The sequence below is a fragment of the Martinezella sp. CNPSo 3795 genome (assembly GCF_057784475.1).
Genome location: NZ_JBXSOQ010000004.1, coordinates 307,579 through 325,880, shown reverse-complemented (window position 1 = coordinate 325,880; position 18,302 = coordinate 307,579). Strand labels below are relative to the sequence as shown.

16 protein-coding genes are annotated in these 18,302 nt (G+C 58.7%); 10 read left to right on the top strand and 6 right to left on the bottom strand.

Features of this window, described 5'->3' with window-relative positions; genetic code table 11:
- Position 1: 1 nt before the first annotated feature.
- The gene (locus AC13QY_RS14950) at positions 2–1,900 is read right to left on the bottom strand and encodes a L,D-transpeptidase family protein (protein WP_488493628.1); all 1,899 of its coding nucleotides are present in this window, start codon (positions 1,898–1,900) and stop codon (positions 2–4) included.
- Between the two features lie 406 nt (positions 1,901–2,306).
- On the opposite strand from AC13QY_RS14950, the gene fumC reads away from it, so the two are divergent.
- The 4 genes from fumC to AC13QY_RS14930 all read left to right on the top strand — a co-directional run bounded on the left by fumC (position 2,307) and on the right by AC13QY_RS14930 (position 7,417).
- On the top strand, positions 2,307–3,698 hold the full coding sequence (gene fumC / locus AC13QY_RS14945) for a class II fumarate hydratase (RefSeq protein ID WP_113333101.1): 1,392 nt from the start codon (positions 2,307–2,309) through the stop codon (positions 3,696–3,698).
- Between the two features lie 122 nt (positions 3,699–3,820).
- A complete protein-coding gene (locus tag AC13QY_RS14940) occupies positions 3,821–4,381 on the top strand; it encodes a nucleotidyltransferase family protein (RefSeq protein ID WP_113354613.1) in 561 nt (186 codons plus the stop codon).
- 163 nt (positions 4,382–4,544) lie between these two features.
- On the top strand, positions 4,545–6,152 hold the full coding sequence (locus AC13QY_RS14935; protein ID WP_113354612.1) for a fumarate hydratase: 1,608 nt from the start codon (positions 4,545–4,547) through the stop codon (positions 6,150–6,152).
- Between the two features lie 197 nt (positions 6,153–6,349).
- A complete protein-coding gene (locus AC13QY_RS14930) occupies positions 6,350–7,417 on the top strand; it encodes a GGDEF domain-containing protein (protein WP_488493627.1) in 1,068 nt (355 codons plus the stop codon).
- Positions 7,418–7,471: 54 nt separating this feature from the next.
- On the opposite strand, the gene AC13QY_RS14925 is transcribed toward AC13QY_RS14930, so the two are convergent.
- Together AC13QY_RS14925 and AC13QY_RS14920 are read right to left on the bottom strand one after the other, a co-directional pair.
- A complete protein-coding gene (locus AC13QY_RS14925) occupies positions 7,472–8,080 on the bottom strand; it encodes a pyridoxamine 5'-phosphate oxidase family protein (protein WP_112721185.1) in 609 nt (202 codons plus the stop codon).
- Between the two features lie 56 nt (positions 8,081–8,136).
- Positions 8,137–9,102, bottom strand: a complete 966-nt coding sequence (locus AC13QY_RS14920) for an alpha/beta hydrolase (protein ID WP_113354610.1) — start codon at positions 9,100–9,102, stop codon at positions 8,137–8,139.
- A 45-nt stretch (positions 9,103–9,147) separates the two neighbouring features.
- Between AC13QY_RS14920 and AC13QY_RS14915 the strand changes: the two genes are divergently transcribed.
- The gene (locus tag AC13QY_RS14915) at positions 9,148–9,633 is read left to right on the top strand and encodes a MarR family winged helix-turn-helix transcriptional regulator (protein ID WP_113354609.1); all 486 of its coding nucleotides are present in this window, start codon (positions 9,148–9,150) and stop codon (positions 9,631–9,633) included.
- On the opposite strand, the gene AC13QY_RS14910 is transcribed toward AC13QY_RS14915, so the two are convergent.
- Both AC13QY_RS14910 and AC13QY_RS14905 read right to left on the bottom strand, forming a co-directional pair.
- Complete coding sequence (locus tag AC13QY_RS14910; RefSeq protein ID WP_113354608.1) at positions 9,627–10,826, bottom strand: low temperature requirement protein A; 1,200 nt, start codon at positions 10,824–10,826, stop codon at positions 9,627–9,629. The two genes, AC13QY_RS14915 and AC13QY_RS14910, sit on opposite strands and share 7 nt — an antisense overlap.
- Positions 10,827–10,857: 31 nt before the next feature.
- The gene (locus tag AC13QY_RS14905; RefSeq protein WP_113354607.1) at positions 10,858–11,232 is read right to left on the bottom strand and encodes a gamma-butyrobetaine hydroxylase family protein; all 375 of its coding nucleotides are present in this window, start codon (positions 11,230–11,232) and stop codon (positions 10,858–10,860) included.
- Positions 11,233–11,365: 133 nt separating this feature from the next.
- On the opposite strand from AC13QY_RS14905, the gene moaA reads away from it, so the two are divergent.
- Both moaA and AC13QY_RS14895 read left to right on the top strand, forming a co-directional pair.
- Positions 11,366–12,415: a GTP 3',8-cyclase MoaA gene (gene moaA / locus AC13QY_RS14900; RefSeq protein ID WP_113354606.1), complete on the top strand. Its 1,050-nt coding sequence runs from the start codon at positions 11,366–11,368 to the stop codon at positions 12,413–12,415.
- Between the two features lie 20 nt (positions 12,416–12,435).
- Positions 12,436–13,188 (top strand): MBL fold metallo-hydrolase, encoded by a 753-nt coding sequence (locus tag AC13QY_RS14895; RefSeq protein WP_113354605.1) that lies wholly within the window; start codon positions 12,436–12,438, stop codon positions 13,186–13,188.
- Between the two features lie 103 nt (positions 13,189–13,291).
- Here AC13QY_RS14895 and AC13QY_RS14890 read toward each other — a convergent pair whose 3' ends face one another.
- The gene (locus AC13QY_RS14890; RefSeq protein WP_113354604.1) at positions 13,292–15,841 is read right to left on the bottom strand and encodes a methyl-accepting chemotaxis protein; all 2,550 of its coding nucleotides are present in this window, start codon (positions 15,839–15,841) and stop codon (positions 13,292–13,294) included.
- A 334-nt stretch (positions 15,842–16,175) separates the two neighbouring features.
- Between AC13QY_RS14890 and AC13QY_RS14885 the strand changes: the two genes are divergently transcribed.
- From AC13QY_RS14885 to mobB, 3 genes are read left to right on the top strand one after another with little or no spacing between them, the layout of a single operon-like run.
- A complete protein-coding gene (locus AC13QY_RS14885) occupies positions 16,176–17,087 on the top strand; it encodes a DMT family transporter (RefSeq protein WP_113354603.1) in 912 nt (303 codons plus the stop codon).
- Between the two features lie 10 nt (positions 17,088–17,097).
- The gene (mobA, locus tag AC13QY_RS14880; RefSeq protein WP_113354602.1) at positions 17,098–17,748 is read left to right on the top strand and encodes a molybdenum cofactor guanylyltransferase MobA; all 651 of its coding nucleotides are present in this window, start codon (positions 17,098–17,100) and stop codon (positions 17,746–17,748) included.
- Entirely contained in the window at positions 17,745–18,275 is a 531-nt protein-coding gene (gene mobB, locus AC13QY_RS14875; RefSeq protein ID WP_113333089.1) for a molybdopterin-guanine dinucleotide biosynthesis protein B, read from the top strand. Before mobA ends, mobB begins: the two co-directional genes overlap by 4 nt.
- The last annotated feature ends 27 nt before the right edge of the window (positions 18,276–18,302 follow it).

Genomic DNA, 18,302 nt, shown 5'->3' with positions numbered 1-18,302 from the left:
TTTAGATCTGAGCAGTCCGCGCCTTTGAGGTCGCATCGAGCGCCTTCTGTGTGGCAGCATCGCGATCGTAGACATCGTTGAAATACTGGATTACGCCGTCCTTGTTCGGCCAGGCGGTGAAATAGGCGATGTAGATCGGGAACTTCTGCGGCACGGCCACAGCCTTGTTCTGGCCGGTAGCGATCTGCTTGGCGACGTCATCAACCGTGGTGTTCAGTACGGCGGCGGCCATCGCGCGCGGATCGGCAAGACGGACACAGCCGTGGCTGAGTGCGCGCATATCCTTCTTGAAGAAGCTCTTCTGCGGCGTGTCGTGCATGTAGATGGCGTGCGAGTTCGGGAAGAGGATCTTCAGTTCACCGAGTGCGTTGTCGCTGCTCGGCGGCTGGCGAACCGAAATGCTCTTCGTCGAGCCATACCAGTCGACGCTGGACGAAGCGACGGCGCGGCCGCCCACTTCGACCTGATAGCCCATGCGATCGAGATAGTTCGGATCGGAACGCAGCTTCGGCAGCATCTCGTTGATGATGATCGACTGCGGAACGCCCCAGAATGGGTTGAATTCGACCGTCTGCACCTGATTTTCGAAGAAGAAGGTCTGGTGCTGCTTGCTGCCGACGACGACGCGCATCGACAGCTGCTCCTGATTGTTATTGTAGTAATAGACCATGAAGGCCGGCTGATTGATGAAGACGTAACGCGGGCCTAGTTCGTCCGGCAGCCAGCGCAGCTGCTCCATGGCGATGACCAGCTTCTGGATCTTCACATCGTTGTTCTCGCCGACCATCGCGCGAACGGAGGACGGGCCGATCACGCCGTCGGCCGTCAGACCCTTTTCGCGCTGAAAGTCCTCGACCAGCGACACGAGCTCGGGCGTGTAGCTCGGCGTGCCCAGATAAGCGGAGAAAAGATCGGCGTGAGCCGTTTTCAGTGCATTCGAGCCGCGATGCTGTATCGCCTTGACGATATTGGCCATTTCCGGCGAGCTATCACCCGGCTTCAGCGTACCGGCGAGCGAAATGGAAATGTGACTGCCGTCCGTTCCGGCCTCGGAACGCAGCTTCGCAAGCTCCGCCTTCAATTCCATGAATTGCGGGTTGGACGGGCTGCGGCTGTTGAGATAGGCGGCAGCATCGGGGCTGGCGCGCAATACATCGAGCATAGCCGTCAGATTGACGTCCTTGCGCTTGAAGTCGTGATAGCCGGAGATCTTGTTCGGGTCGAGACGACCGCGAACCGTATCCTGGACGAACATCAGCACCTTGCTGGAGAGCGTGAGCTCAAATTGCATGAGAGCCCGATCACGCAGCACCGGGTCGGCATTTGCGGCATTGTCGCCGGGCAGTGTTACCGCATAGTCGGCAGGATCGAGGCCGACGGAACCAGCATCGGCAAGGACCGCCATCGCGGCCTTCGCCTTGTCGCTGACGGCATGATCTGCAACCCAGAGAAGCGGCTTGCTCTGATCGGCATAATAGGTTTCGATCGCCTTGGCGATATCGTTGGTCGCCATGACACGGGCATCCGCCAGATAGCGGCGCTGCGAGACTTCGGCATCAATAGCAACCGGCGTGGGAGAGGCATCTGCAACGGCGCCGGTCACAACCGGATCAGCGAAATGCACTGTCGACACCAGCCGCATCTGGTCGGCCTTGTAAGTATAGTATTTCGGCGCATCGACGGTCGGCAGCGGCTGCTTTGCCCGCGGAGGCTCAACGGAGTTCAGCGTCTGCGCCGGGTTGACGGGAACCGGAGCCGAAACCTGCGTGCTCTGCTGACGGCCCTGACCGCCACGGATAAAATCCATGAGGGTCATAGCACTTGCGGAGGTTGCGCCAATCGAGGAAAGGCAGCAGGAAAGAGCCAGGACGGATGCTGTGGCTTTGATGGCAAGTTTCATTCTCTAATCAGTCCCTGTATCGTACGGTAACTTCGAGCTCGACGGTGCTGTTTTCAACTCGGCCGCGATGTCTCAGACATCATACACCCACTACACTGAAAACGACGAGACCCCGCCTTTCGTTCAATGCCTCAACTTCACGTGACGAAGCAGTGGCGTCTTCCGCGCTTAGTCCACACCGAATTATGAAATTATTGGTTAATCTTTTATTGAAATTTCCCTGGCTTTTTGAGGGGCGTAAAATGCGCCTCCGCGAATATATGCCAGGCGTGTTAAAAAGGGCACGCCCGACGACCGCATTGAAAACATGATTTTTATAATCATGAATGGCGCTTTGATGTTTTCATGAGCACGGTTCGCACCTATATGGCTGCTATCTGTCTCAATGGAAAGCAGGACCACGAAGATGACGTCCACCCGCACCGAAACCGATACCTTCGGCCCGATCGAAGTCGCCAGCGACCGCTATTGGGGCGCGCAGGCGCAGCGCTCGCTCGGCAATTTCAAGATCGGCTGGGAAAAGCAGCCGCTCTCGGTCGTCCGCGCCCTCGGCATCGTCAAACAGGCGGCTGCGCGCGCCAATATGGAGCTCGGCCAGTTGGATCCGGCGCTCGGCAAGGCAATCGTCGATGCGTCACAGGAAGTCATAGATGGCAAGCTTAACGATCATTTCCCGCTTGTCGTCTGGCAGACCGGCTCGGGCACGCAGTCGAACATGAATGCCAACGAAGTGATCTCCAATCGCGCAATCGAGATGCTCGGCGGCGTTATGGGTTCGAAAAAGCCCGTGCATCCGAACGACCACGTTAACATGAGCCAGTCGTCGAACGATACCTATCCGACTGCCATGCACATCGCCTGCGCCGAGCAGATCGTCCATCACTTGCTGCCGGCGCTCAGGCACCTGCATGCGGCCCTGGAAAAGAAGGTCGCCGACTTCGCCCATATCATCAAGATCGGCCGCACTCACACGCAGGATGCAACGCCACTGACGCTCGGCCAGGAATTCTCAGGCTATGCCGCCCAGGTCGCCTCGTCGATCAAACGCATCGAGCTGACCCTGCCGGGCCTTTGCGAACTCGCCCAGGGTGGCACCGCGGTCGGAACCGGCCTCAATGCGCCGATCGGCTTTGCAGAGAAGGTCGCTGACGAGATCGCCAAAATCACCGGCCTGCCCTTCGTTACCGCCCCGAACAAGTTCGAGGCGCTGGCCGCCCATGATTCGATGGTCTTCAGCCATGGCGCCATTAATGCCGCGGCAGCCGCACTCTTCAAGATCGCCAACGACATCCGCCTGCTCGGCTCCGGCCCGCGCTCCGGTCTCGGCGAACTGGCGCTGCCGGAAAACGAACCGGGCTCGTCGATCATGCCGGGCAAGGTCAATCCGACACAATGCGAAGCGCTGACGCAGGTCTGCATTCACATCTTCGGCAACAATGCCGCCCTCACCTTTGCCGGCAGCCAGGGCCATTTCGAGCTCAACGTCTACAATCCGATGATGGCCTACAACTTCCTGCAGTCGGTGCAGTTGCTCGGCGACGCCGCCGTCTCCTTCACCGACAACTGCATCGTCGGCATCGAAGCCCGCGAGGACAATATCAAGGCCGGTCTCGAACGTTCGCTGATGCTGGTGACGGCACTCGCGCCGAAGATCGGCTACGACAATGCCGCCAAGATCGCCAAGACCGCTCACAAGAACGGCACGACCCTGAAGGAAGAAGCTCTGGCGAGTGGATTGGTATCATCGGAAGAATACGATGCCATCGTCCGGCCGGAAACGATGATCGGTCCGAAGTGAAATCACCCATTGGAACAAGTCGTCCCGGCAAATGGCCGGGGCACCCTCTGTGGAGACAGTCTCCACTCCCTTGACGAGATTGATCAATCTTTAGAACATAAAGCGAACAAATGGAGGTATCAATGTCGATAACGACATCCGACTTTGTCGCGCATGTAATGGAGAATCAGATCAATAGGGAACTATTTGATCGCCTTCCTACTCTCGAGCTACCCCAATGCATCCTTACTGCCGGATGCCTATTTCAAACGGTGTGGAATTTCAAAAGTGGGCATCCGCCGACATGGGGCATCAAAGATTATGATATCTTCTATTTTGATGATCGAGATCCATCGTGGGAAGCCGAAGATAAAGTCATTCAGAAGGTGAAGCGGGCTCTCGGACGTTTGGCGGACCGGATCGAGGTTCGAAATCAGGCTCGAGTTCATCTTTGGTATTCGAAAAAATTCGGAAAGCCCTATCCGCCTCTTAAGCGCGCGGAAGAAGGCATTGATCGCTATCTGATTTCCTGCACCCGTGTTGGCATAAGAGCAGAAGATGGAAGCGTGTACGCGCCAGATGGCTTCGATGACATGTGGCACGGCGTATTGCGCATAAACCCCGCCAATGCACAGCCAGACCTATTCCAACGAAAATGCGCCGATTTCCTAATCAGATGGCCTTGGTTATCCATAAAATATTGAGAGCATTGCAACGCAGGCATCAAGCGCCCGCCTTCTGCTTGTCTGAACTAATCGGATGATACCTCGCACCACTAGGTCACCATCAACAATTGCTTTTGCCTCAAGCCGGATTTAGATCGTTTCCAAACATCTTCCCCGCCATCCGGCTTGAAAGGTTTCCCAAATGGCTGACGATCTGTTTCCTCTCGGCGACGACACGACCCCCTACCGCAAGATTTCGGGCGATTACGTCTCCGTCGACACCTTCAAGGGCCAGGAAATCCTGACCGTCGAACCCGAGGGCATCCGCCTGCTCGCCGAGACGGCTTTCGCCGATATCAACCACCTGCTGCGCCCCGGCCACCTGAAGCAGCTCGCCTCGATCCTGGAAGACCCGGAAGCCACCGATAACGACCGCTTCGTCGCCTACGATCTGCTGAAGAATGCCAATATCGCCGCTGGCGGCGTGCTTCCCATGTGCCAGGACACCGGCACCGCCATTATCATGGCCAAGAAAGGCCGCCGCGTCTGGACCGAGGGCGGCGACAGCAGCGCGCTGGCAAAGGGCGTACTCGATGCCTATGAGAAGAAGAACCTGCGCTACTCGCAGCTCGCACCGATCAAGATGTTCGAGGAAAAGAACACCAAAAACAATCTGCCCGCCCAGATCGATATCTATGAGGAAGGCACCGACGCCTATGAATTCCTCTTTGTCGCCAAGGGCGGCGGCTCGGCCAATAAGACCTTCCTCTATCAGGGCACTCCGTCGCTTCTGACGCATGACCGCATGCTGGATTTTCTGAAGGAGAAAATCCTGACGCTCGGTACGGCCGCCTGCCCGCCTTATCATCTCGCCATCGTCATCGGCGGCACGTCTGCCGAGATGAACTTAAAGACGGTCAAGCTCGCCTCGACACGGTATCTCGACTGTCTTCCCACGGAAGGCTCCGAAAGCGGACATGCCTTCCGGGATATCGAAATGGAGAAGGAAATCCACAAGCTCACGCAGAGCCTCGGCGTCGGTGCCCAGTTCGGCGGCAAGTATTTCTGCCATGATATCCGCGTCATCCGCCTGCCCCGTCATGGCGCATCGCTGCCGATCGGCCTCGGCGTCTCCTGTTCTGCCGATCGCCAGGCCAAGGGCAAGATCACGCGCGACGGCATCTTCATCGAGCAGCTCGAAACCGATCCGTCCAAGTACATGCCCGAGATCGATGAAGCCAAGCTCTCGGAGTCCATGGTCCGCATCGATCTCAACCGGCCTATGGCGGATATCCTGGCAGAACTATCCGCACATCCCGTCAAGACACGGCTGTCGCTCACCGGCACGATCATCGTGGCACGCGACCTGGCGCATGCCAAAATCCGCGAGCGCCTGGAAAAAGGCGAAGGCATGCCGGAATACCTGAAAAACCATCCGGTTTATTACGCCGGCCCGGCAAAGACACCGGCTGGCTATGCTTCCGGTTCCTTCGGCCCGACAACCGCGGGCCGCATGGATAGTTACGTCGACCAGTTCCAGTCCTTCGGCGGCTCCATGGTCATGCTCGCCAAGGGCAATCGTTCACGCGCCGTACGGGAAGCTTGTAAGAAATATGGCGGCTTCTATCTCGGTTCGATCGGCGGGCCGGCTGCCCGCCTTGCTCAAGATTGCATCAAGAAGGTAGAGGTTCTCGAATATCCGGAACTCGGCATGGAAGCCGTCTGGAAGATCGAAGTAGAGGATTTTCCCGCCTTCATCGTCATTGACGACAAGGGCAACGATTTCTTCCAGGAACTCAATCTCGGATAGAAAAAACCACTTGCGATCGAACATATCGAAAGGGGCGCATCAGCGCCCCTTCTGTAAAACCATCCTTCAATTGTAATTATTTCCGAATAAAACCGTAATCACCGAGGATTTTTCACAATCACGTCCTTAATATTTTCTCAAAGAATCTTTGCATAGATAAAGAAGGGGTTTAACCAATACATGTTACGGAGCTCACGATGAGTACGGCGATTGCGCCCAAGGCGCAAATTCCCGACGTGGCAGGGCAGATTACATACGCCATGCGATCCATGGGGATCGCACCTATTCCGCGCAATTACGAACTTTTCTACGAAGCTTATATAGGCTCCAATCTCGCTCTCACCCGTGAACTGGCAGCCCTCGGCAAGAGCGCCACCCAGGAAGAGCTGGACGACATCGGAGCCAAATATTTTCCGCATCACGCGGGTCGTGTCTTCGACGATGCGCATACCCGTCTGACCACCGAACTCGATGCCGTCCTGCGCGCCCTGCGCCAGGAACAGACGACGCTCCAAAGCTACAATCGCCTGCTTGGCGAGACCTGTGAGAGCATAAGTTCGAGGAGCCACAACAGCGCCGAACTGCTGCGTGGCGCCATCGACATGCTCGCCGCAGCGACAGGCGACACCATGGCTCATGGTGAAAAGACGGTCGAGAACGTCGCCCAGCGCAGCCAGGAAATGGAGCTGGTTCGCAAGGAACTGGACGAATATAAGCGCATCGCCAGTACCGACGCATTGACCCGGCTTTCCAATCGCCGCGCCTTCGAGGACCGGCTGGTCTCGATCTTCGACAATCAGCTGACTAGGCCGACGACCGCTCTGGTGCTTGCCGATATCGATCATTTCAAGCGGATCAACGACACTTTCGGCCATCCGGTCGGCGACAAGATCTTGGCGACCGTCGCCTCGATCATCCGCGCCAATGTGCGCCGCGACGTTTTCGTCGCCCGCGTCGGCGGCGAGGAATTCGCCCTCATTCTGGAAGCCACCAGCATCGAGGACGTTACGACAGTCTGCGAACGGGTACGTCGCACCTTGGAAGCGACGCCGTTCAAGAATTCGCGCACCAGGGTCGATTATGGTCCGATCACTCTCTCCCTCGGCATCTGCATGGCTTCGGAAGCAGCCGATTCGGGAGAGCTGTATAACAAGGCCGATCTGGCGCTCTACTGCGCCAAGAATGCCGGCCGCAATTGCAGCAGCGTCTATCAGGACGGCATGCAGAAGGATTTCACCAAAAGTTGGCTCATCTACAAGAATTAGAAGCGAAGCCAACCAACCGCCGGCGCTGCTTTCCCAGGCATGCCGGCGGCTTGTTTACCAAAGCGTCTTGGCGGCCCGCGCCGGCGCCTCGCGGTCATAGGTTTCCTGGTCGAAATCGGCCTTTGCAGCCTTAAGCATCATGCCTGGACTCGGCAGACTTGCCGGATCGACGAACCGCTCCGCATTCCACAGCTCGGCCCGCATCACCGCTCGCGCGCACTGGAAATAGACTTCCTCAATCGTGATGACGACAACGCAGCGCGGATGCTTTCCATCCATCTCGAAACTGTCGAGCAATGCTGGCTCGATCGAGACGACAGCCCGACCATTGAGCCGCATCGTCGTATTCGATCCCGGGATCAGAAACATCAGCGCTATGCGCGGATCGCGCACGATATTCGCAAGAGAGTCGACGCGATTGTTGCCGCGCCAATCCGGCAGATGCAGGGTCTTCTCATCCTCCACGCGAACGACTCCACCCAAGTCGCCGCGCGGTGAACAATCAAGCCCTTCAGGCCCGACCGTTGCCAGAGCCATGAAGGGCGACGCTTCGATCATCCGGCGATAAAGTGGTGTCAGGACGCTCGTTACCTTCGTGATCGACGCTTCACCGGCGTCGCCATAGAGCTGCTTCAGTTCCTCGACGGATGTGACGATGTGCATGCGGCCTCACGCTTCTCTGTGGCAATCCACTCAAATCCGAGGCGGCGCAGACATCGTTATGACGAGCGACGCAGCGGAGTTCGGTAGAACGATAGCACCGTCCCGTCATGATTTTCGAGCGGATTTTCCTCCTCGATATCTTGGGCAAGGAAGCTCTGGATGGCGTCAAGCACGGGTGCAGCACTCACAATGCGCCGGTGCCCGAAACCGTTGGCCCAGAAGATACGGACATGCGCGCCCTCGGCGGCATAGCCGCGCGCGTGATCGGCGCTCACTTCCTTATCATCCTCGGCGTGGATGACAAGAACTGGCCGGCTCGGATCGAGCCGGTCGCGCTTCTGGTCATAGGAAGCGAGCGTCCTGCCCGTTACCAGGCGAACCTCGTCTTCCAGGGCCGCCTGCGTCGCTGGTCCAAGTCGCATCAGGCGGCCGAAATCCTTAAACAGCCAGCCCATGGCGCTCGGCGCGCCGATCAACACCAGTTTGCCTGGCCGAATCGGTTCGATGCCAGGCAGAAAGCCTGCAGATGCCAGCGTCAGCGATGCGCCGCCGAAAGAATGTCCGATCGCGGCATCGAAGGCTCCGAAACGGGCCGACGCCGCGGCAATGGCGGAGACGGCCAAACGCACATTCAAGAACCGCCCGCCTGAGCGACCATGCCCGGGAAGATCGAGCGAGATCACCTCCGCTCCATCGTCGGCAAGGAATGCGGCCAGTTCGGACATGTATTCACTGCTGGAACCCCAGCCATGGACCACGAGATAGCGCTTGCGCGTTCCCTTGGCTCCGCCGTTGAAGCGGTAGGCCATGGCACGGCCGCCCGGAAGCGGCAGCATCACCTGCTCTGCTGCGAGAAGACGCTGCCTGCCTTCCATATGCGCCGCCTTGGCCTTCGAGCCGCGTGGGCGACGCGAAGGCGTCAGACAGAAAAGCCGGAAAGCCGCCTTGCCGGCGAGCCGCGGAGACAGCCTTTCGAGACTGGCGAGACTCGACCGGGTGACCTTGAGCGTAAAGGATGGCATAGTGGGAATCCGATAATGTTCAACTATGAACAATAAAGTACAACGATGAACAAAAATCAACCCCTTCCCTGGGACCATCCGCGTTTTCGAAGCTGGATCGCCGTGGCGCGCGCCTGCCAGCTGATGCAACAATCACTCGGACGGGCATTGGCGCATCTCGACATCAAGCCGCCGCACCTCGACATTCTCGTCAACCTGTTTCGCTTTGAAGGCATTTCCCAGCAGGAACTCGCCCGCAAGCTATTGGTCGGCCGCTCCAACATGAGCATGTTGCTGCCGCAGATGGAAAAGCGCGGGCTGATCGAACGGCGCGGCGACAAGCAGGACAAACGCGTGCTTCGCCTCTACCTGACGGAGGAAGGGCGCCGTGTAACCGAGGAAGCCATGATCATCCAGACCGCGCTCATCGACCGGATGCTCTCGGATGCGCCGATCGAAGAATGTGAAGCGATCACCGTGCACATGGAACGCGTCGTCAGTCTCCTGCTACAGGAAGAACGTGAACCGCTGGAGCTTGCTGGCGATCAATGATCACCGGCTGAGCGCGCCGAAGGAACGACCCGGTTCAGCGAGGCGAATTCCCAGATCGCGACGACGACGAGTACGGCCGTGGCGAGGATGCCGAGCTGATAGACCACAACCATTGGCAAGGTAAGCAGCAACAGCGCCAGCCCAACAAGCCCCGCCATATGCGATAGCGGCGGCCGGCCGGTGGTTACCCCTTTGAACCAGAGATTTCCAAGGAGAAAGACCGCCGGTCCGCCGAGTAGCGCGGCTGCAGCGTGCATGTCGGCGGCATCATGTGGATGAGCAAAGAGAAATTCATCTCCAACGACGCTCAGGATAATGCCGGCGAGGATGGGAATATGCGCATAGGTAAACGCCTGCCGCGCGAGGCTGCCGGGCGTGTCGTCATGCTCGATGCGATGGGCCGCCCTTTCATGACCGAATTGAAAATAAATCCACCACAGAGCAACCGTGCCGACGAAAGCGGTAATGAATACTGCTACGATCAACGGCGTCACCGGCTGCTCGGCAAAGGTTTTGCCAGCCTGCAGCACTGCTTCGCCGAGGCAAATGATAACGAAGAGCGCGCAACGTTCGGCCAGATGCGCGCCCGACACATTCCAGTCCGCCGGCGTCGATTTGCCAAGCCCAGGCACCCGGAAGCCGAGCGCAGGGGCCGAATATTCGATGACGAGAGCGATCAGCCAAAGCACAATAAGAGCATCGCCTTCGATCAGCGCGCCCGAAATCCAGAAAATGCCGGACAGGACGAGCCAGCAGGTGATCCGCAGGAAATTGCGATGGTTGGCCGCGCTGGCATTCTTGAGAGCGTAGACTGTGAACAGCGAGCGCCCGACCTGCATGAAGACGTAGGCGCCGGCAAAGAAAATCGCTTTCTCGCCAAAAGCCTCGGGAATAGCGGCGGAGAGGATAAGTCCCGCAAACATCAGCGTAAACAGCATGATACGCACCGGCATGCGGTCGGGATCGAGCCAGTTCGTGACCCACGCCGTGAAAATCCAGACCCACCACACTGCAAAGATCAGCATGATGGCTTCGAGCGCTCCCAATGGGGTGAAATGCTCGGCCAGCGCATGCGCAAGCTGCGAGATCGAGAAAACGAAAACCAGATCGAAAAACAGCTCGACGAAGGAAACCTTGCTCTCGTTCTTGCTGCCCTTGGCGCGAAGCCAGTTTTCCCTACCCCCAAGGATCATGCTTACGCCCCCTATCCGTTATCGGAGTTTGCTAGTGCGACCTTCCAGCCGGGTCGCGGCTGAGACCCTTTTCCTTCAGCTCAGCCTCATAGGCCGCGAAAAGCTCCTGGCCCCTTTCTCCAAGCTCGCGCAGATAGGACCATGTGAAAATGCCGGTATCGTGCATGTCGTCGAACCCGATGCGAACGGCATAGTTGCCGGTCGGCGTCATGGACATGATGCCGACATTGCGCTTGCCCGGCACGGTAACCTTTTGTCCCGGCCCATGTCCCTGGACCTCGGCGGAGGGGGACAGCACCCGCAGCATCTCGGCCGGCAAGTTAAAGCTCGCGCCGTTATCGAACGTCACGATGAGGTGACGGCGATCCTTCGAGACCCGCAATTCGGTCGGCCAAACGTCACTCATCGATTTTCCCATGCCTTTCAGTGTGTTTTCGAGAATTATGCCGCCACAGCTCCACACGCAAGTATAATTGAAAGTCATTTTCCTTGACGCAACAATCGCCTATGCACACATTAGCAGCGTGATGGAGATTTGAGTGAACAGCATTGTCGGTACGATAGGCGGCGCCTCGCCGCTGGCAGCGGATAGAAGCCCGATGATTGACCCTTTCGGGCGCGCGGTCACCTATTTGCGCGTTTCCGTCACCGATCGCTGCGATTTCCGCTGCACCTACTGCATGGCCGAACACATGACCTTCCTGCCCAAGAAGGATCTGCTGACGCTGGAAGAACTCGACCGGCTCTGTTCCGCCTTCATCACCAAGGGCGTGCGCAAGATCAGGCTTACCGGCGGCGAACCTCTGGTGCGCAAGAATATCATGTTTCTGGTCCGCAAACTCGGCGAGAGCGTGAAAAATGGCGCACTCGACGAATTGACCCTGACGACCAACGGTTCTCAGCTCGCCCGCCATGCCGAAGAACTTTACGATAGCGGCGTCCGGCGCATCAACGTGTCGCTCGATACTTTGGATCCTGATAAATTCCGTACGATCACCCGCTGGGGAGATTTCTCCAAGGTGATGGAAGGCATCGACGCGGCGCAGAAGGCCGGCCTGAAGATCAAGCTGAATGCCGTCGCGCTCAAAGGCTTCAACGATACCGAAATTCCCGACCTGCTGCGGTTCGCGCATGGTCGCGGCATGGACCTGACCGTCATCGAGACCATGCCCATGGGCGAGATCGACGAAGACCGCACCGACCAGTATCTGCCGCTCTCCCAGTTGCGCGCCGATCTCGAAGATCAGTTCACGCTGACGGACATCCCTTACCAGACGGGCGGCCCTGCCCGCTATGTCGAAGTCACAGAGACCGGCGGTCGCCTCGGCTTTATCACGCCGATGACCCATAATTTCTGCGAGAGCTGCAATCGCGTGCGGCTCACCTGCACGGGTACGCTCTATATGTGCCTGGGGCAGAACGATGCGGCCGACCTGCGCACAGCGTTGCGCGCAAGCGAGGATGACGCCCTGCTCCACGCCGCAATCGACGAAGCCATTACCCGCAAGCCCAAAGGTCATGACTTCATCATCGACCGCACGCACAACCGCCCAGTGGTCGCGCGCCACATGAGCGTTACCGGCGGCTAAATTAAATCGAGACAATCTACATGCAGCTTGAGCTTATTCGCAACGCGACGCTGAAGATCAGCTATGGCGGCCATGTGCTGCTGATCGACCCTTACTTTGCACCGCGCCATAGTCTTCCGTCCTTCACTGGCCGCTCTCCCAATCCGATGACGGAACTGCCACGTTCGATCGACGATATTCTCCAGGGCGTCGAGCTGGTGATTGTATCGCATCTGCATACCGATCATTTCGATGCTGTGGCCAAGGAGCGCGTGCCGAAAACATTGCCGATCCTTTGCCAACCCGGTGACGAAGGACGTATCCGCGACGCCAGCTTCACAAATGTGACCCCGCTTGCGCAATCGATCACTTGGCAAGGGCTGACAATCACGCCCCGGCAGGGCAGCCACGGTGTCGGGCCAGTAGTGGAAAAAATGGGGCCGGTCATCGGCCTCACGCTGGAAGCTGCCGGCGAACCTACCGTCTATTGGGCTGGCGATACCGTGCTTTACCCTCCGGTCATCGAAACGATCCATGAATTCTCGCCCGATATCATCGTCACCCATTCCTGCGGCGCCCGTTGGGACGGCGACCTGATCGTCATGGATGACAAACAGACGCTCGAAGTCAGCCGGCTCGCACCGCAAGCGACTATCGTCGCAACCCATATGGAAGCGCTCGATCACGCGACCGTCACACGCCAGGATCTTCGCCAAACCGCAGAAGCAGGTGGTCTCGATCCGTTGCGCCTGTTAATCCCCGCCGATGGTGAAACGCTGAATCTCGGCCGGTAATTCGTCCGCGGCGCCGTGATCGCGACAGTAAGCTTCAATCAAAATGCGCCGAACCATTAGCCCGGCGCATCAATCGGTTATTGGCCTTATCTAAAGCACCGCTTTATGCGGCGCGATATCGCGCATCCGTACTGCTGTAGCTCGCATATTCCACCTCGCCATCGCCGGTGCGGAAGCGATCAATCTTTTCCGACAGCATGTCGACCCGCTGGCGAAGGCCGTGGATCTCCGCGTTGTTCTCCTCAACCATCGCCGCGTTGCGCTGCGTGATCAGTTCGACTTCGGAAACGGCACGCGTCACTTCCTCGATACCAGTCGACTGCTCGGTGGTGGCAGAGGAAATATCGGCAACCAGCCTCTGGACGCCGGTGACATGGTTGATGATCTCAGCCAGTGCCGCGCCGGTCTGCTCGACCAGATGTACGCCATTCTGCACTTGGGCAGAACTTGCCGAAATCAGGCCCTTGATCTCCTTCGCCGCATTGGCACAGCGCTGCGCCAGTTCGCGCACCTCCTGGGCGACGACGGCAAAGCCGCGGCCCGCTTCGCCGGCACGGGCTGCCTCGACCCCTGCATTTAGCGCCAAGAGGTTGGTCTGGAAGGCGATCTCGTCGATGACGCCGATGATCGTGGCGATCTTCTCGGAGGAACGGTTGATCTCGCTCATGGCGCCCACAGCCTTGGCAACCACTTCGCCCGACTGCGTCGCATAAGCCTGCGTCTCATTGACGGAGGTCGCCGTCTGCCGTGCACGATCGGCGGTCGAGCGCACGACGTCGCTGAGGCGATGCAGCGCCCGCGAGCTTTCCTCAAGAGCGGCCGCCTGCTGTTCGGTGCGCCGCGCCAGATCGTCAGCCGACATGGCAAGGTTGCCGGTGCCGCCCTTGATTTCCTCGGCCGTATAGCGAACGTCCGTCAGGGTTTCGCGCAGAGCTTCGACCGCATGATTGTAGGTGAAGGCCATTTCCACGAAATCGGCGGAAAGATCCTCACGCATGCCCTCCTCCAGATTGCCGTCGGCAAGCTTGGCGAGAACATCGGCCAGCGCATTGAGCGCCTGCTTCTGCTCGGCTTCGATGCGGGCGCGCTCGGCGGCGCGGCGGGCGGCCTCTTCGGCGGAGAGCGCACGGGCGCTTTCAGCCTCCCGCTCCAGCCGGACATTTTCGAGCGCGGCATCGCGGAAGACGCTGACGGAGCGCACCATGTCGCCGATCTCGTCGCCGCGATTGCGGCCGTCGATCGCGACTTCCAGGTCACCGCTGGCAAGGCGTGTCATGACGTCGGTGACACGCTTCAGCGGTCCACGCAGGGTTTCCACCAGCATCAGTCCGCCGATGATGGCAAGCAGCGTGCCGACGATCATGGCGATGACCGAGACATTGGCCGAGCGTTCGCTGTCTTCCTTGCCGAGTTCCTGCGCCTGGGCGACAAAGCCACGCAGCGAGGTCATCGCATCGGCCAGTAGGGTATTGGACTGAACGCGCGTCGTCTTCCAGTCGGCTGCCGTCTGAAGCAGATCGGCCGATCCATTGGTCAGGCCGTCGATCAGCGGCTTCATGTGAGCGGAAAAATCACGCATGGTGGCGTTGGTCTGGCCAAGTTCCGAGATCCTGGCAGCAACGCTCTGCAGATCCTTGAGGTCCGTAAGCACTGGCTCGCGCGATGCAGCATCGCGGACATTTTCCATACGCGAGGCATGCAGGGTCAGGCGATCGACGAGACCGAGCGCCTGATCCACGTGATCCAGAAGCTCCTTCTGGCCATCGATGATCTTGTCCAGACTGACGAAACGATCGGCGGCTGTATCGCTGTTCTTGGCCGATTGCAGCGTCATCTCGCCTTCGATCTTCACGAAGCTCTGCAGGATCGGCGCCATGGCCTCGACCTTTTGGTCGGGCGTACCGGAGCCCTTCAGGACCGCGTCGAGCTTGTCGGCAGCATCGGAGGCATTCGCAACGAGGCTGGCGCCGCGCTTCGAAACCAGTGCCTTTGAAACCGTCACCTGCTTCAAGATGGCATCGGCGTAGGTGCGTGCATCGGAAATTTCTTCCGTGGAGTCGGCTGCCATTTGGACTTGAATGCGCAGATTGCTCATCTTCTCCGAAAGGCCCTTATAAGCGGCGGCATCGTAGAGCAGTTCTTTGGCAAAGGTCTCCTTGTCGCTGAAATCCTTGCGGATGATGTCGATCTGCTTGCCGGCCGCCTTGGCGGTCGCCTCGACATTTTGCACCGCCTTCCGGATGGCTTCGACGTCGCTGTCCTGCTTCTGTTTGATAGACCAGAGCGTGGCTTCCTGCGTGCGCATCTTGGCGGCGAGCTCGGTGACCGGAACGATTTTGGCGCGCTGATCGTCGCTGAGCAGCCCGCTCAATCGACGGACACCCTGTTCCTGCGCATCGACCTTGTCGGCCAGTGCCTGGCGCGTATCATCGGAAGGTGACCCCGTGAATTCCTGGAGGGCAGCCTGCAGGTTCTCGAAATCGCTGATATTTTCGATCGTGGCGCGCGTCACGGTCATGTGACCGTTCAGAATATTGGCGGTGTGATAACCGACGAGGCCGACACCGGCGATGAGAACCACCAGCGGTACCACGAAAATTAGGACTTTGGTGACAATCCTGCGGCCTTGCAAAAGACGATCAATGAAAAACATGCGGCGCCTCAACTGGATTATTAAAAATCTCCAGCGGAGGCGGGATCGTCATTCCTGCTGCGCTGCGGTAGGTGCTTCTGCCTCATGCAAAACCGCTGTGAGCCTCGGGAAATAAGATTGAATAAGGATTAATCGCCTGCCCGAAACTCTTCGCATTGGCAAAAAAATTACAACCGCCGTATCATTTCGCGACCATTACGCGAAAAACCAACCTTTCTTTCGCAGCAATTTCGCCGCACTGCACAATCGAATTCAACTGCACCCAAAGCACAGCCGATTCCAATTTGCCGAAAACGGCGCTAATCCAGATGGGTATATCGGGGACTCATCTCTTATGCGACTGACCAAGAATACGCAGGGTGCGCTCTTCATGGCGGCTGCCATGGCCGGCTTCTCCTGCAGCGATGCGCTGTCCAAGACAGTCATCGCCACGATGAATGCAGGCGAAATCATCTTCATCCGCGGCCTGTTCACGAGTTTTTTCGTCTATCTGCTCGCTCGCCGAATGGGCGCTCTGCGCAATTGGCGCGTCATCCTGCAGCCGATGATTGCGCTGCGCATCGCCTGCGAAGCACTGGCGGCGGCAACCTATATCACCGCTCTTGGAATGATGCCCATCGCCAATGCCTCCGCCATCCAACAGGCAGTACCGCTTGCCGTGACGCTTGGCGCGATGATTTTCCTGAAGGAGCCTGTGGGATGGAGGCGATGGACGGCCATTGTCGTCGGCTTCGTCGGCGTGCTGATCATCATCAGGCCCGGCCGGGACGGGTTCACGACAGCGGCCCTCCTTGCCATCGCCTGCATGTTTGCGACCGCCGCCCGCGATCTGGCGACACGCTGCATCGATAAGAATGTGCCGTCGCTGATGGTCACGCTCTGTACGGCAATTTCCATTTCCATATTCGGAGCATTGTGCATCGTCCCCTTTGGCGGTTGGCAGCCAGTGAGCACGACATCGCTCCTGCAGATCCTGCTGGCCTCCGTGCTGGTGCTGATCGGCTACCAGAGCGTCATCTTGGCCATGCGCACGGGCGAAATCTCTTTCGTCGCGCCCTTCCGCTATCTCAGTCTCATCTGGTCGGCCCTGCTCGGCCTGATCGCCTTTGGCGAGGTGCCGGACGGATGGTCTGTTTTCGGCGCTGCCGTTGTCATCGCCTCCGGCATCTATACTTTCTATCGCGAAAGCAAACGGCGGGCGGCCGAGCCCATCGCGCAGGAATCAGAACCCGGCGTTCCCGCCTGAGGTCGCAACCATGTCCGACTTCATCGCCAATCCCGAAGATATTCCCGTCGTTCTGCTTGCGGGCGGCCGTTCCAGCCGCATGGGCGCAAACAAGGCCTTCGCACCGCTCGCCGGCGAAAGCCTGCTCGCCCGCATCGTCTCCAAGATTGAGCAACGGCAAAGCAAGCCAATCGCACTGAATGCGGATGCCGATTGGCCGGACGCTATGGGGATGCTGCTCATACCGGACACAATTCCCGGTAAATTGGGGCCGCTCACAGGTGTGCTCGCTGCGTTGCAGGACGCGCGGTCGCGTTACCTAGAGGCCTCGCATATCGCCACTCTCCCCATAGACAGCCCCTTTTTTCCAGCCGATCTTATCGCCCGCCTCGCCGAGGTCATTCACGGCCCTGACGAGATTGCCATTGCCGCATCTCTTGGTCAGGATCATCCTGTTTTCGGTCTCTGGCCCGTCTCCGCAGCCGACGATCTGGAGCGATGGATCGCCACGGACGCAAAGCGGCGCGTGAGAGATTTCCTCGCCCGGCATAAAGTGCGGCGGGTGGAGTTTCCCGCGATCCAAACGGCAATCGGGCCTCTCGACCCCTTCTTCAACATCAATACACCAGCCGATCTCGCAGAAGCGGAGGCATGGCTGGCAGCTTTGGAACGCACGTCATGACGAAATCTCGGCCCAAAATCTTCGGCATCGCCGGCTGGAAGAATTCCGGCAAGACGGGGCTTGCCGTGCGGCTGGTCACCGAGTTCACCCGGCGTGGCTATCGCATCTCGACCATCAAGCATGCGCATCATGATTTCGATATCGACAAGGTTGGCGCCGATAGTTTTCGTCATCGCGAGGCTGGCGCTCATGAAGTCACCATCGTTTCAGGCACGCGCTATGCCATCATGCACGAATTGCGCGGCGCGCCCGAACCGAGCTTCGAAGAAATACTGGCGCGTCTCGCCCCCTGCGACCTCGTTTTGATCGAAGGTTACAAGCGCGAACCGATTCCGAAGATCGAGGCGCGCCGGCTGGAAGCGGCAAAGCGCGAACTGCTCGCCCCGCAAGACCCTCACATCGTGGCCATCGCCGCGGATCATCCGGTTGAAGACGCCGGTTCGCTCGTCGTTTTCGACCTCGACGACACGATCGCCATCGCCGATTTCATCGCTGCAAAAGTGGGCCTCGGCAACCCGACGAAATAGAAGGGCCGCCGGTTTCCCGGCGGCCTT

Coding starts and splice junctions, on each gene's coding strand:
- AC13QY_RS14950 (WP_488493628.1), bottom strand. CDS start 1,900: ATGAAACTTGCCATCAAAGCCACAGCATCCGTCCTGGCTCTTTCCTGC.
- fumC (WP_113333101.1), top strand. CDS start 2,307: ATGACGTCCACCCGCACCGAAACCGATACCTTCGGCCCGATCGAAGTC.
- AC13QY_RS14940 (WP_113354613.1), top strand. CDS start 3,821: ATGTCGATAACGACATCCGACTTTGTCGCGCATGTAATGGAGAATCAG.
- AC13QY_RS14935 (WP_113354612.1), top strand. CDS start 4,545: ATGGCTGACGATCTGTTTCCTCTCGGCGACGACACGACCCCCTACCGC.
- AC13QY_RS14930 (WP_488493627.1), top strand. CDS start 6,350: ATGAGTACGGCGATTGCGCCCAAGGCGCAAATTCCCGACGTGGCAGGG.
- AC13QY_RS14925 (WP_112721185.1), bottom strand. CDS start 8,080: ATGCACATCGTCACATCCGTCGAGGAACTGAAGCAGCTCTATGGCGAC.
- AC13QY_RS14920 (WP_113354610.1), bottom strand. CDS start 9,102: ATGCCATCCTTTACGCTCAAGGTCACCCGGTCGAGTCTCGCCAGTCTC.
- AC13QY_RS14915 (WP_113354609.1), top strand. CDS start 9,148: ATGAACAAAAATCAACCCCTTCCCTGGGACCATCCGCGTTTTCGAAGC.
- AC13QY_RS14910 (WP_113354608.1), bottom strand. CDS start 10,826: ATGATCCTTGGGGGTAGGGAAAACTGGCTTCGCGCCAAGGGCAGCAAG.
- AC13QY_RS14905 (WP_113354607.1), bottom strand. CDS start 11,232: ATGAGTGACGTTTGGCCGACCGAATTGCGGGTCTCGAAGGATCGCCGT.
- AC13QY_RS14895 (WP_113354605.1), top strand. CDS start 12,436: ATGCAGCTTGAGCTTATTCGCAACGCGACGCTGAAGATCAGCTATGGC.
- AC13QY_RS14890 (WP_113354604.1), bottom strand. CDS start 15,841: ATGTTTTTCATTGATCGTCTTTTGCAAGGCCGCAGGATTGTCACCAAA.
- AC13QY_RS14885 (WP_113354603.1), top strand. CDS start 16,176: ATGCGACTGACCAAGAATACGCAGGGTGCGCTCTTCATGGCGGCTGCC.
- mobA (WP_113354602.1), top strand. CDS start 17,098: ATGTCCGACTTCATCGCCAATCCCGAAGATATTCCCGTCGTTCTGCTT.
- mobB (WP_113333089.1), top strand. CDS start 17,745: ATGACGAAATCTCGGCCCAAAATCTTCGGCATCGCCGGCTGGAAGAAT.